The sequence below is a fragment of the Desulfitobacterium hafniense DCB-2 genome (genome assembly GCF_000021925.1).
In the GTDB taxonomy this organism is placed as follows: Bacteria; Bacillota; Desulfitobacteriia; order Desulfitobacteriales; family Desulfitobacteriaceae; genus Desulfitobacterium; species Desulfitobacterium hafniense.
Map to the genome: position 1 here is coordinate 2,182,791 of NC_011830.1, position 14,897 is coordinate 2,197,687.

A 14,897-nucleotide genomic window follows, 5' to 3' on the forward strand; every position below is an offset into this window, starting at 1 on the left:
AGAATAGTTTTCAAACAGAAGTGCTGACATTAGCCGGATTTCTGTTTTTATACCTTTCAAGTACATTTTCTGCTTAAAGCAATAATAAAAATTCCCCTTTTGATTATATAAATCACTCAACTTTCGCAGCGCGAAAATCTGTTCAAACTCAGTCTACTACTGGATTAGGCTAAAAATATTTTGTTCATTGACAGAAAAACACCTTTCGAATTGGTAAAATGGAAGTGACCAAACAACCATAATTTCCAAAACAGAAAGGTGCGTATCTCCATGTTACAACACAACTCTCTGCCTGAACAGCATCAAAATCAGCTTTCTTTAATTTTTTCTTCCCTTAAGCTTAGTCAGCTGCTTCGAGCCGCTGGGATCCGCAAGTCCTATGGGGTTTCAAGCTTCGTTGTCTTCCAAATCATTTTCCAACTCGTTTTTCAAGGTCGAAATCTGTTTCGGCTGTTAGAAGGAAGCCGGGCAGAATCTCTTCCAGGTAAAGATGTTGTTTATCGGTTTCTCAATGACTCTCGGTATAACTGGAGGCGTTTTTACCAGTTACTCAGCCTCAAGATGGTCGGACGCTTTGAAAAGCTCACCTCTGCGCAGCGTATCCGTGTTTTTATCGTAGATGATTCTGTAATGGAGCGCGAACGAAGCAAGAAAGTTGAACTCTTAGCCCGAGTGTTTGACCATGTTTCGGGCCGCTTTGTTCGCGGTTACACCTTACTAACCTTGGGCTGGTCTGACGGGTTCAGCTTCGCACCCCTTGATTTTACATTGATGAGTTCTGCAAAAGCTAAAAATCGTCTTTGTGAAATGAGAGAGGACTTAGACAAACGCTCCGTAGGCTATAAGCGTCGCCTGGAAGCGATGAGCCCTAAACCGGACACCGTGGTTCAAATGCTTGAACGAGCTCTCAAAGCCGGATTCTCAGCGGATTACGTCCTAATGGATAGTTGGTTTACCCATGCTCCACTTTTGCAAAAGCTAAGGGATAAGGAGCTTCACGTTATTGGAATGGTTAAAGAACTTAAGCAGCGTTATCTCTTTGAAGGAAAATCACTCAGTTTACGAGAGCTCTACGCGAGAGTCCCAAAGAACCCGAAAGCAGAAATACTGGGTTCAGTGCGTGTTCATACCCCTTCAGGCTTAGCTTTAAAAGTTGTTTTCGTCCAGAATCGAAACAACCGAAGAGAGTGGTTAGCGATCTTAACCACCGATCTTTCCTTAGAAACTACTGAAGTCGTAAGAATTTACGGGATGCGTTGGAGTATCGAAACGTTTTTCAAAATGGCCAAATCGCATTTGAAGCTAGGAACTGAATTTCAGGGCCGATCCTTCGATATGATGGTTAGTCACACAACCATAGTCTTTACCCGTTACCTCATCCTGGAGTGGGAACGAAGAGAAAACAATGATGAACGCTCTCTTGGGGGACTCTTTTATCTTTTTGCTGATGAGGTTATGGATTTAGACTTGAAAACAGCACTACGTCAGTTAATGACGTTTGTTCTTAATCTACTACCCAATAAACCAGAGAATAACGAATCACTCAGTCAATTACAAAAGTGGATTGCTGCATTACCCAGTTATATCAAGGCTCTATTCCCTCAACTGGGGTGCGAAAGTTGAGTAAATCATAATCGGAAGATTGGAATTCGAAGGATGGATTGATGGATTAGAGAAACGAAAGAAGGACACGGGTCATTATGTGACGAATATTACGAATATAAAGAAATGTAAAGGGTCATTTGATAGATTCAATCTTTCGAATTGAATAAGTCAATCTTTTATCAATAGCTGGCTCTTGCTGAGTAAATTTTGTCTGAGATTAATAAGCGTTTATCCTTTTTCAGAGTGTATTTCAAATTTTTAAACATATATAAAAACGCTGTTCAGTGTAGTAAGCCTCTTTGGAAACTTTTCTTATTGCGCAGAAGATGATTGGATGTGAACGGGATTAAACAATCTAACCCCAAAGGTCTCTATTAATATATTGGACTAGCTTGAGAAAGGAATTAAGGAGATGTATTCTCTCTATGATAAAATTGAAGAAACAAAATACTTATCAGAAGGCAAGGCGGGTATATATCGGCCAATTTGTCATCTTTTGTTCCAGAAAACCGCACAAGAGTTTCAAGGCAGTATGTACACGGTTGGCGAAATCTTAGCAGATTTGAAACGTCGGCCTGAATTTGAGGACAGGTTTATGGATCTTACAGACAGAGATCTTGATGAAGCATTGAAAAGTTTGGAGAAATGGGGGAACGTAATAGGTCATCAAGATACCTCCAAAGCAAAACGAATTGAAGAGCTGAAAAATCGACGTTCATTATATAGTATTACGGATATTACAATCGAATTGGAACGGATGATAGAAGGACTTCAAAATAGCCTCCAGTCCATTCGAGGGATAGAATTTGAACGGCATATTCCTGATCGAATGATAGAGGAGCTCGTTAAGTTAAAAACTTGGCATGAAGGTCAAACTTATGATTTGCGGATTGTTTGGAAAGAGCTTATGGATCGGTTTAAATCCCTTCAAACCGAATCTTCGAACTTCTTTGCTCAGATTAGCCGAGCTTCTTCAAATGAAGAGCTAATGCGGACGGCCTCATTTTTAGCGTATAAGGAAAAATTTGTACAAATGCTCCGTAACTTTGTCTTAGTTATTATGGAGAAGCAAGAGAAAGTTAAGCACTATTTCCTCGATATTCCTGATGATGCTATTCAACGTATTGTTGACCATATCGTAACTAAAGAGGCAGGGTCAGATTTGACTGGTGACTTTAGTGCTGAAGAATCTCGTGCGGCTCGTCTTTTAGAATGGCAGGGGTTAAAAGGGTGGTTCGTTGAGATCAATGGGAAAAAACCAGGTGTTCGCTTTCTAATTGATCAGGCTAAGAACACGATTGTTCGTGTTGTTAAAATTGCCGAACAAGTAACTGATCGCTACAATCATTTTAAGAGCCGCAAAAACGATTGCTTACAACTAGCCCGACTGTTTGCCAGCGCAAGAACGATTGAAGAGTGTCATCGCCTTTCTGCATATGTGTTTGGTGTACAGCAAACCTTTCATCTTTATACTGTCCCTAAACGTTCGGATGACTATCATGATACAGTTTGGGAGTATGATCCACACGAAATCACTATCAGCAAAAATAGGCCCGGGCGGCGGGAAGGAAAAATCAAACAGGCACTTGATGAAAATCCGCTTAAAGAGTACGAACTTTTAAAACAGCATCAAGAGCTGCAAACGATTATCCGGCGTTATTTCGATGAACTTTCAGCTGATCGAAAAATCGTCTTTGAAGAATTACCCATCCTTCATCCAATCATCAGGAATACTTTGCTTGATCTCATAGGACAAGCAAACGCTTCGAGTAAAAAAACCGCACGAACGGATAATGGAATCAAATTTTGCTTAAAAGAGCGCTCAGATCGTTGGATTAAGGTTCGGTTTAAGGATGGAACACTGATGATGAAGGACTTGGAGCTTGAGCGAATCGGAGGCGGCAACACATGAATGAAGTTATACCATTTCAAGACTGCGTACGAGCACTATTTGATCATTATTGGATCCGCCAAGAGGATGATCCTGAAATGTTTTATGCGATTAAGAAGCAGGAAAGGGATTTGGAAGCGTATTTTCGAACCCAATTTCGGTATCATCTGATAGTTGAGGCTACTTTTGCAAAGCTCGAAAAAATCCCCTTTAAAGCACAGCCTTCCATGGGCATTTTCGAGTTTGAAAGAGAGAAAAGCTATATATTTTTTGCATGTTTGCTTGCCTACTTTGAAGATAAAGGAGAAGATCAACAATTTCTTCTCCAGGATGCCTGTGAAGCAATACGTAATTATGCACCAGAGGAAGCGGGGCCCATTAGGTGGGAAGATAGAAGTACGCGAAAGGCGTTTGTGGAAGCACTTAAATTTTGTCGAGACCAACATATAATCGAAGAGATTGATCAGCAAATTGAAGGCTTCCGTGATCAAATGGAGCATGAAGTACTGCTCCAGACCACGCCGCTGTTTCGCCGTATTTTAACCTTGTATTTTAGCGATCTATCCCAGATCCAAACAGTCCAAGAATTTGAAGATGCGGTTAAAAGGGAAATTGGAGAAGCCACAACGCCAAAGCAACGGATTATGAGGACTTGGTTTTTAGAATCTGCCCTTCGTCATGAAGATCTTACACCTGAAGAGCGCGATGCCTTGAATTGTGGATTTGAGTCATGGCAAGCGGAAATTGAAGGCCGGTTCGATTTTATGCATGTTGAGCGATATAAGTCTATGAGTATGATTGTTCATAGTGAATATCAATATGGTGAGTATTACCCGGATGCTCGCAATAACCAAACGATGAGAACTGCTATTCAGTGGGCAACTGAGGTACTTAACCAGGTTCGAAGGGGTGAAGTTATCCCTGATTTATACGGCCGAATCCGGATGCATGAGCGCGAAGCATTTCAGGTTTTTCTTACGGTGAAAGAGAAATTTCAATATGGCTGGAATAAGGAATTTACACAAATAAAATCTCCGGAGGCTGCTTGGAAGATGGTACTTGAAGCACTTAAACAATTTTCAATTGTCAAATCGATTGGAGATAAGCAATTATATTGTTTTGATATAGCAGGCCGAATTGCAGGCCAATATCAGGAGGAGGGGAATCAATGACTGTTCATCGTTATCAGCCCAATCGCTTGGGGCTCTTTAATTTCTGGTATCATACAGACTCAGTGCTTGAGTTTGTAGATGGGAAATTGTTCGTTCGTGGCGCGAATGGCAGTGGAAAATCTGTAACGACAACGATGGCAGTCCCGATATTGCTGGATGGAGATAAAAGTCCAAGCCGTCTGGATCCCTTTGGGGGGAAAAGCCGACTGATGGTTGATTTATTGCTTGGTGAGAAAAATATCTCTCAAAAAGAAGAGGCGACGGGGTACTTGTATTTTGAATTCAAAAAAGGCGATTCGTATTTGACGTTTGGAATTGGGATGTATGGTAACCGTAAAGAACAACGATCCCCCGATTATTGGTATTTCATGATTAACGACGGTAGGCGGATCGGGTATGACTTTCTTTTATATGATGAAGAAAATATCCGTGGGGAGATTCGGAAATTTCCTCTCACTAAGGCACAGTTAGAAGAAAAAATCGGATGGGGCGGAGAATTTACAACGAGCCAAGCAAGCTATACCGAAATGGTCAATGAGCATTTGTTTGGATTTAATAGTGTTAAAACATTTAAAGAATTGATTCATATTTTAATTCAACTAAGGAGCCCCAAACTTTCCCGGGATACTAAGCCAACGGATGTGTCTAACCTATTGTCGGATTCGCTTCCCGAGCTTACTGATGATGAATTATTACCAATGATCCTGACGATCGGAACGATTGATGCTCATCAAGAAAAACTTGAAGAATTGGAAAAATCGCTTTCCTATCTTCGGGCACTTGAATCGGCTTATCAAACCTACAACGAATACCGATTATATGAAATCGCAAAAGAGAATACGAAGATTCAAAAACAGATTCATGAATCGAATCATTTACTTGGGATAGATCACAGGCAGTTGGAGCAATACGAAACTGAATTTGCAGAATTACCAGAGCAGTTAGCAATTCTTGAAACAGAAAAGCAAACATTGGATATGGAAGAGCGCCAGCTTAGGGGGCATGAGATATTTGGTCTTCGGCAGCAACAAACTCAACTGGAAGAGGATGTTACGAAATTTGATAAAAGCTTTAAATCACTGGAAGAACAATATAATAACAAACGTATAAAGATTGATAGGCTAACTCATGATCGAACAGCCAATGACTACGAAAAAGAAAAGACGAAGAACGCTATTGATGAAATAGCTGAAGAATTAGGGGACCTGGCCAAAAGGACATTGTTTTCATCCCATGACCAGTACTTATTGCATTTGGAGCAAAACCCAAATGCGGAATTAACTATTTTTCACAAAAATTGGGAAGAGGATTTACTGAATCACCGAAAGGAACTTTCTTTAATTCGGCAATTGGCCCAAGAAGTTGAGACTTGCAGACTGCGTGAAAAGGATGCTGAAGAGGCAGTGGACCGTGTAGAACAGCAGTTAGAAATAGTCAAAAAGAGAAGAACAGAATTACAAAAAACAGCCGAATACATTTATGGGGATTTAGGTGAAAGTATGGAAACCTGGCAGACCCAAGTACAAGTGTTCGTGCTGGGACAGAATGCAAAACAACAATTGATAGGCTTATTTGAATCGTTTCTTTATGAAGAGATAGAGGATGCTTCGCGCGAAATTGAGATTTGGTGCAGCGATCAGAAACAAATATATGAAAACTCGATCATTAAAGAGATGGAGGGACAGCGGTTTGTCATAGCGCAAGAAAAGAGCCGGCAAACTATTTGGAAAGAGCAAATCGAGGATATTCAAAGTCAGCCTGAAATTGAACCTGTCTATTCCAAAGACGAACAAGCTCGCCGCAACTCCCTTCGGGAACAGAATGTCATGTTTAGAAACTTTTATGAGGCTGTTGAATTCCGTCCTGAATTGGATGCCAAAGCGAGAGAGAATTTAGAGGCGGCCATTTCAAGAGCAGGTCTTTTAACGGCTCTTTTGGTTTCTGAAGAAGACGAGGAACGTATTCTTGAACTTCCTATCCTCCGTACTCAGCAGATTAAGACTCATAATCTAATGCAGTATTTGGTGGCTGTGCCAGATGAGACCATCTCACGAGCCAAAATTGAGCGCTTACTTCAAGGGATATCTATTTCGAAATTGGATGAATCCTATATTTTGGATACTGGGGAGTTTCAAAATGGGTTTATTTATGGTAATGCTCCGTTTCAAGAGGAACAATTCATCGGGAAAGCTGCGCGAGAAGCCACTCGGGCAAAACGTATTTTGAGTTTACAAGACGAGATACAGTCTTCGCAAAATCGTATTGAAGAAGCAGACGATCAAATATCATTTCTAGAAAACCAAAAACGTCGCTTAAATACTGAATTTTCAACTTTTCCTTCTCTTGAACCCATAAGAGAGATGGAGAGGCAGCGCAAGGGTCTGGACACGGAAGAAAAACTAGCCAACAGTCAAGTAGAACAACAAAAAGTAAATTTCCAAGCTTTGAAGCAAAGCAACCAACCAATTATCAATGAATTCCTGTTAAAGTCTGCACCCTATCACCGTATTGAGGGAACATCGGCCGCTTACCAGAATATTCTCGATGAGCTTAACGAATACAGGAACCAACTCAAGAACTTTTTTTATTTCATGCTGCAGAGAAAAACACTGGAGGACAAAGTGGATGACGCTTCAAATAGAATTGATGACCTAGAAAATGATCTGATCGATTTAAAAGAGAAGCAGATGGAGGCTCAGCGGGATCTGAATTCTAGTAAAGCTAAAAGAGACATGATTCTGAACCTGATCATGAACCAAAGTGATGAACAGAATATCTTGGCTCGGATTGATAAGATTGCTTTGATGAAAGAGAAGAACGAAGGGGCCTTAAGAGAAAAAATTCAACGTCAATCTGATCTGCGATCAGATATTTCAAAGCTTAAGCCCCAGATAGAAGCTCAAGGTTTGGACATTTTAAATTTGGAAGAGCTAAAACAAGCATGGGAATCATTATTTCAAGAGGAGAAAAGCTTTGGTTTTATTGATGCTCACTGGACTGCCCCTCTGGCAGTTAATAATTTAGAGTTAACATATAAGGAGTCAAAGATCAGTGAAATACAAGAGAGATTGAATCGAACGAGCTATGATGCCGAACGTGAATTAATAGAGCAAAACATGAAGCAAACCCAACATACATTAAAGATTAGGAAGATGGGTAAAGGACGAGAATGGGAACAGCTTCAACATTGGGTTGATCGACGGTTTATTACGTTCACGCCTAGTTATATTGAGATGAAGCCTGTTCAGTTGCTTAGGGAGCTGCAAGAAACTCGAGATGAGACAGCACTTGCTATTCAGGAAAAAGAGCGGCAATTGTATGAAAAAGTACTGATTGATGATATCGGTTCGACAATCCGTGAACTTATCAAAAAAGCAAGAGAATGGGTGGAGGAGGCTAATCATTTCCTTTCAAGTATTGATACTACTATTCGGATGCAGCTCAAGTGGAGGCCTCTTCCAGCTAAAGAACAAGGAGAGTTGTCGACAGACAAACTGGTTGAACTTCTTTCAAAGGAGACTCGTTGGTTAAATAATCATGATCTAGAGCGGATTGCGGAGCATTTCAAAACCAAAGTTGATCAAGCGCGGGCCATGGCGAAGGCGGACACACGCTTTTCGTTAACAGATAAGATGAAAGAACTGCTGGATTATCGAAAATGGTATCGGTTTGTGCTGTACTATCAGAAAGAAGGGCAAACAGATTTTGATGAGTTTTCTAACAAAGAATTTGAGAAGATGAGCGGGGGAGAAAAAGGCATTTCGATGTACAGCCCATTATTCGCTGCAGCAGCTGCAAAATACGCTCATGCAGCCTCTCATTCTCCTCGATTGTTCTCGCTAGATGAGGCATTCGCTGGGATTGACCATGATAATATTGAAAATATATTTGGGTTGATCTCCCAATTTGATTTTGATTATTTAATGAACTCTCAGATCCTTTGGGGAACATATGAAACCGTAAATAAATTATCGATCGTGGAAATTTTAAGAAGAGTACACGAAAAAACATTAGTTTTAGGCCGATATTATTGGGATGGGGAAAATAAACACGATCTTCCCATTGGACATTTAATAGAGGAGTATTTTGCAGAAAAACTTTCTAGATGATTAAGCGACACTACTCAGAGTTGCCTAGATTTAGTAAGAAAGTTAATTAAAATTGAGGAAGTGTTTTTATGGAGTCTTCATTGCAGGAACTCGTTCAGGTTTTTCGCAATGAGAAAGGGTTTAACACTTTGTTTTCTCTTTTTCGGGAAAAGTATCGAAGTTATGGAAGAATTAGTAAGGGAACCAAAGTCATCATTACTAATCCATCAGTACATGAATTGCAAACGTTAGCAGGTTTTTTTGGTGAAGCTTATAAGGGTAATAATGCAATCATGGTCACTGCAGCAAAATTTGAGAGAGCTATTATGAAATCAAAATACAAAGAACTTTTTCAAGGCCATGATGTGAATGATCTGCTGCAACTGTATTTTGGGGGCTATTTAACATCCAAAGGCGAAGATAGATGTAATTTTGATCGGAAGAAAGAGCAGTTCTTTCAGTTGTTTTTGAGTCAATCTAAATCAGGAAGTTTTTTCTATAACTTTATTTCGTTTATAACGCATTATAAAAATGCACCATTTATTCATTTAATGTATAAGAAGGATTCAGATGTACTTAGACAGTTGCTTTTACTTATTAATAAACTGTTTGATCAGTTGCCTTTAAATAGTGATGTCTTTTTACCTATGCTATCTTATAAACTTACAGATAACTTTCATGCTTTAGCTCCTAAATCGGATAGCGGTAGGATGATATTATTTGCATTACAAGTTTTAAATCATTTGGATAATGGAGCAGATATCATTTCGAAACCAGATGAAGACCAGATTACAGATATTTTGCAGGGGTACCATATCAGGTTCTGTCCAGATTCTAACAAATTGGCTCATCGCCTGTGGATATCAGAAAGCACTAATAATGGAGATTATAGATATCAATTAATTCCGTTGATCAAGATTGGTACAGGTGGTTTTGCAGAAGTATACATGGTTTTTGACCCGATTGCAAAAAAGGAAATGGCTTGTAAAGTGCTTTATGAAAAAGCGGTTTTTTTACAATGGTATGGCAAAGAAGGGGAGGATTATTTACAGCGGTTTAAAAGAGAAGTTAAACTTTTACGTGAAAAGATATCTCATCAAAATATTATAGAAATTGACAAAATGCAGCTGGAGCATGATCCCGCTTTTTTCACAATGCCGTTAGCGGAAACTTCTTTAGAGAAATGGTTAGAGCTAAACCCATCCCTATCAGAAGAAACAAAGCTAAGCATATTTAAGGACATATTAAATGGTGTGTTTTATCTTCATGATTATAAAATCAGTCATCGTGATTTAGCGCCTCACAATATTTTGTTATTTCCCCAAAGTGATGAGACTAGACTGGCGAAGGTTGCCGATTTTGGATTGGCCAAAGACCATCGATCACTTTCTTCAATAACAAGACATTCCAATATGTCATATGGTAGAGGCGCATTTACCGCACCAGAGCAAAGGAAAAGCTTGAAAAACGCTGATTTTCTGTCGGATGTTTATTCACTGGGGGCATTGCTTTTTTACATATATAGTGGAAAATCGCCAGAGCAAAGATTCACATCATTTATTAGGTATCAGCACATTGTTGGGAAAGCAATGGAGGAGGAGCGTTCCAAGAGGTATCAAAGCGTTCAGGAATTAATGGACGATATTGATCAGACTATTTATAATTCAGCTCAAAATAGTTATTCATTTAATAGCTTACTAACTTATGAGTTTAGGAATGTTTGCGGGGATGTGGATCATGTTTTAAAATGTCTTCCTACAGTTAATGTGGAAAGCCCAAGTCAAGTTTGTGGTAAATTTGTTAGACCTTTTATAGCTATTCCGACTGAGGTACTGACGGAATGTGCAAAAAACGAAACTGTCATGATTCCTTTTCTACATATTGCAAAAGAAAATATTTCTAGAGCGAAAGATTGTAGTGAAGCGGAGTGGAATCATGTTTCATTGCGGTTTAATGGAATTTATGAAGGGACAGAAAAACTTGGACTAAAAATGTACTCATTGAATCTAATATTAATTACTGCACTCGAAAAGAAGAACCTTTTAGCTCAAACTATACTTGTGAGCATTCTAGGCTCATTGGAGAGTCAGGGGAGACTTTCTCAACAAATAGCACACATGATTGAGAAAGAATTTCCTGTGTATCATGAATTATTAATTAGCCTTTTGCAAGAAACTAATTATCCACTCGATATACGCGATGCTTTAAATGACTATTAAAAAGGTTAATTTGTTATCTGAGATATACAGAACGCCTTAAACAGAGCAAAATCCTCTGTTCAAGGCGTTCTGTGAATATCACGGTACCAGAGACTGGATTCATTCTACAATTATAATTAATAATTGAGCTTTATTACGTTTGACTCAGCCAGATTATAGGCAAAAAACGAAATCAGCAAATAGAGTCTTGACAAAACAGTCAAGAATGGTGAAAATTATTTCAATCACAAATAATGCAAAGAGACAGGGAAAGGGCACATCAAGAAAGGAGAAGCAAGCGATGAAAGAAGTAACGAAGCAGCAACGAATCAGGGTAACTGTCAATGGACGACAGATGGAAGTCTATGGTGATCTGACGATTCTTCAGGCTTTGCTTCAGGAGGATATCCATATCCCCCATTTATGTTACGATATCCGACTGGAGCGTTCTAACGGCAACTGCGGGCTATGTGTGGTGGAGTTGGGAGAAGGCAGCGAACAACAGGATGTGAAAGCCTGCCATACTCCGATTCAGGAAGGTATGATCATTCATACCAACAGTCCGAGGCTGGAGCATTACCGCAAAATTCGTCTGGAGCAGATTCTGGCGGATCATAATGCCGACTGTGTGGCACCCTGCGTCATGACCTGCCCGGCCAATATCGATATCCAGTCTTACCTGAGCCATGCCGGCAACGGCAATTTTGAGACGGCGATTAAGGTCATTAAGGAGCGCAACCCTTTTCCCATCGTTTGCGGAAGAGTCTGCCCTCATTCCTGTGAGGCCCAATGCCGCCGGAATTTAATCGATGAGCCGGTGGCCATCAATCATGTCAAACGATTTATTGCCGACTGGGATATTGCCCATGAACAACCCTGGGCCCCTCGTAAAAAAGCGGCTACCGGCAAAAAAATTGCCGTGGTGGGCGCCGGTTCCTCCGGGCTGAGCGCTGCTTATTACAGCGCCATTCAGGGACATGATGTCACAGTATTCGAACGCCATCCCCGGGCCGGGGGCATGATGCGTTACGGAATTCCGGAATATCGCCTCCCCAAGGAGACTCTGGATCGGGAGATCGGGCTGATTGCCGATCTGGGCGTCAAAATCATGACCAACAAAGCCCTGGGCACTCATATCCGGTTGGAGGATCTGCATCAGGACTTTGATGCAGTCTATCTGGCCATTGGTTCCTGGCGGGCAACACCCCTGCAGATCGAAGGAGATAATCTGGAAGGAGTCTGGCTGGGCATCAACTTCCTGGAGCAGGTGACGAAAGGAGCGGATATTAAGCTGGGTGAGCATGTGGTCGTCATCGGCGGCGGCAATACGGCCATCGACTGCGCCCGGACCGCGCTGCGCAAAGGGGCGGGCTCCGTCAAACTGGTCTATCGCCGGACCCGGGAAGAAATGCCTGCGGAATCCTATGAAGTGGAGGAAGCAATTCACGAGGGGGTTGAAATGTACTTTTTAACCGCCCCCCATAAGATCGTCGCCGAAGGCGGGCGCAAGCTGCTTCATTGTATCAAGATGACCCTTGGGGAGCCGGACCGTTCCGGCCGGCGCCGGCCCATTCCCATCGAAGGCAGCGAGACGGCCTTTGAAGCGGATACGATTATCGGGGCCATCGGTCAAAGCACCAATACCCAGTTCTTATATCATGACCTTCCTGTCAAACTGAATAAGTGGGGAGATATCGAAATCAACGGCAAGACCATGCAGACTTCCGAGATGAATATCTTTGCCGGCGGCGACTGTGTCACAGGTCCGGCTACAGTCATTCAGGCCGTGGCGGCCGGACGTCATGCGGCGGAGGCCATGGACAGCTTTTTGATGAAAGGCTATGTCAAGGAGCAGCCTATGGATTACAGCTGCAGCCGTGGGTCCCTGGAAGATCTGCCTCAGTGGGAATTCGAGAAGATTCCGCGGCTGAAACGGGCCCCCATGCCGGCCCTGCCACCGGCGGAACGACGGGATAATTTCCGGGAAGTGGAGACAGGGCTCAGTGAAGAGACAGCAAGAGCGGAAGCCCGGCGCTGCTTAAAATGCGGCTGCTATGAGCGTTATGACTGTGACTTGCGCCAGGAAGCCAGCCTGCACCATGTTGAGTTTAAGAAGCCGGTCCATGAACGTCCTTATATCCCCATCGTCGAGGATCATTCCATCATCATCCGCGACCACAATAAATGCATCTCCTGCGGCCGCTGCATTGCCGCCTGCGCAGAAGTGGAAGGTCCCGATATTTTGAGCTTCTATATGAAGCATGGCCGTCAGCTGGTGGGGACGAAGAGCGGACTGCCCCTGGATCAGACCGACTGCGTCAGCTGCGGTCAGTGTGTGAATGCCTGTCCTTGCGGCGCTTTGGATTACCGCAGTGAAATCGGCAGGGTATTCAGAGCCATCAATGATCCGGGCAAAACGACCGTAGCGTTTGTGGCTCCGGCAGTGCGCAGTGTGGTCTCTTCCCAGTATGGGGTTTCCTATCAGGAGGCTTCCCGGTTTATTGCCGGACTTCTGAAAAAGATCGGCTTTGATAAAGTTTTTGATTTTACCTTTGCGGCGGATTTGACCATTGTGGAAGAAACCACAGAATTTTTAACCCGCCTGCAAAGCCATAAGCCGATCCCCCAGTTCACCTCCTGTTGTCCGGGCTGGGTCAATTTCGTGGAGCGCCGCTATCCGGAAATCATTCCCTATCTCTCCAGCTGCAAATCCCCCCAGATGATGATGGGAGCTACGGTGAAAAATCACTTTACGGAACTGACGGAAATCGACCCCAAGGATCTTTATGTGGTTTCCATTGTTCCTTGCATAGCCAAAAAGTATGAGGCAGCCCGACCGGAGTTCAGGTCAGAGGGAATCCGGGATGTGGATGCTGTGTTGACCTCTACCGAAATGCTGGAAATGGCGGATATTAAGTTGATCGAGCCCGCCGATGTGGAGCCTCAGGATTTCTGCGAACCCTATAAACGGGTATCCGGGGCGGGGATTCTCTTTGGGGCCTCAGGGGGCGTGGCGGAAGCGGCCCTGCGGATGGCGGTGGAGAAACTGACCGGGGAGGTCTTGACAGACCAGCTGGATTATCAGGAAGTGCGCGGACTCCAGGGGATCAAAGAGGCTGCCGTGGAAGCCAAAGGCAAGAAGGTCAATGTAGCGGTGATCAGCGGACTGCACAATGTTGAGCCGATTCTGGAGAAGATCATTGAAGGTATGGAAGTAGGCTATGATCTGATCGAAGTGATGGCCTGCCCGGGGGGCTGTATCTGCGGAGCGGGACATCCGGTGCCGGAGAAGATCGATACTCTGGAGAAGCGGCAGCAGGTTCTCGTCAATATCGATCAAACCTCCCGGTATCGCAAATCTCAGGAAAACCCCGATATCCTGCGCCTTTATGATGAGTATTACGGAGAAGCCAATTCACCCCTGGCCCACAAATTGCTGCACACCCATTATGAAGCTGTGAAAAGGGAACCTGTTGCCAAACATGACCGTAGAATGGCGGATTCCGCTTTTGTAACCCATGAGCTTACTCTGTGTACCTGTGATAAATGTACGGCTCAAGGTTCAAGAGAATTGTTCGCGGCACTTTCCGGGAAGATCCGGAAGCTGAAAATGGACTCCTTTGTCACGGCCAGAACCATCCGCTTAAAGGAAAATCATCCCGGCCAAGGAGTGTATGCCGCCATTGACGGGAAGCTGATAGAAACCCCGGTGGAGCAGCTTGAGCAGCGGATCTTTCAGCATCTTATTCGCTGAAAGGGTGCATCTTAAGCACTTTTAAAAAATCAGCTCCTGGGATTGTTTTGTAGCAAGACAATCCCTTTTTATCATCGCCGGAAGCCGCTCCTGTCAGCTATAGATTTTTTCATAATGGATGCGCTATTATGATATAGTTAGTACAAGTGCGCCTTGTGAATTTTACTTCCTAATCAATGTCCCGACCAG

Annotated in this window: 6 protein-coding genes; all 6 read left to right on the forward strand. The window is 42.8% G+C overall.

The window, feature by feature from the left end; genetic code table 11:
- Positions 1-270 precede the first annotated feature (270 nt).
- The 6 genes from DHAF_RS10105 (at position 271) to DHAF_RS10130 (ending at position 14,708) form a co-directional block, all read left to right on the forward strand.
- Positions 271-1,623 (forward strand): IS4-like element ISDha5 family transposase, encoded by a 1,353-nt coding sequence (locus tag DHAF_RS10105; RefSeq protein ID WP_005808317.1) that lies wholly within the window; start codon positions 271-273, stop codon positions 1,621-1,623.
- Between the two features lie 394 nt (positions 1,624-2,017).
- On the forward strand, positions 2,018-3,517 hold the full coding sequence (locus DHAF_RS10110) for a TIGR02677 family protein (protein WP_015943799.1): 1,500 nt from the start codon (positions 2,018-2,020) through the stop codon (positions 3,515-3,517).
- Complete coding sequence (locus tag DHAF_RS10115) at positions 3,514-4,668, forward strand: TIGR02678 family protein (protein WP_015943800.1); 1,155 nt, start codon at positions 3,514-3,516, stop codon at positions 4,666-4,668. The genes DHAF_RS10110 and DHAF_RS10115 overlap by 4 nt, the downstream gene beginning before the upstream one ends.
- Complete coding sequence (locus tag DHAF_RS10120) at positions 4,665-8,777, forward strand: TIGR02680 family protein (RefSeq protein ID WP_015943801.1); 4,113 nt, start codon at positions 4,665-4,667, stop codon at positions 8,775-8,777. The genes DHAF_RS10115 and DHAF_RS10120 overlap by 4 nt, the downstream gene beginning before the upstream one ends.
- A 68-nt stretch (positions 8,778-8,845) precedes the next feature.
- Complete coding sequence (locus DHAF_RS10125; RefSeq protein WP_015943802.1) at positions 8,846-10,975, forward strand: protein kinase domain-containing protein; 2,130 nt, start codon at positions 8,846-8,848, stop codon at positions 10,973-10,975.
- Positions 10,976-11,255: 280 nt separating this feature from the next.
- A complete protein-coding gene (locus DHAF_RS10130) occupies positions 11,256-14,708 on the forward strand; it encodes an NAD(P)-binding protein (protein WP_015943803.1) in 3,453 nt (1,150 codons plus the stop codon).
- Positions 14,709-14,897 lie beyond the last annotated feature (189 nt).

What these genes read in the sequence shown, in the direction of transcription:
- DHAF_RS10105 (WP_005808317.1), top strand. Translation starts at nt 271, where the DNA reads ATGTTACAACACAACTCTCTGCCTGAACAGCATCAAAATCAGCTTTCT.
- DHAF_RS10110 (WP_015943799.1), top strand. Translation starts at nt 2,018, where the DNA reads ATGTATTCTCTCTATGATAAAATTGAAGAAACAAAATACTTATCAGAA.
- DHAF_RS10115 (WP_015943800.1), top strand. Translation starts at nt 3,514, where the DNA reads ATGAATGAAGTTATACCATTTCAAGACTGCGTACGAGCACTATTTGAT.
- DHAF_RS10120 (WP_015943801.1), top strand. Translation starts at nt 4,665, where the DNA reads ATGACTGTTCATCGTTATCAGCCCAATCGCTTGGGGCTCTTTAATTTC.
- DHAF_RS10125 (WP_015943802.1), top strand. Translation starts at nt 8,846, where the DNA reads ATGGAGTCTTCATTGCAGGAACTCGTTCAGGTTTTTCGCAATGAGAAA.
- DHAF_RS10130 (WP_015943803.1), top strand. Translation starts at nt 11,256, where the DNA reads ATGAAAGAAGTAACGAAGCAGCAACGAATCAGGGTAACTGTCAATGGA.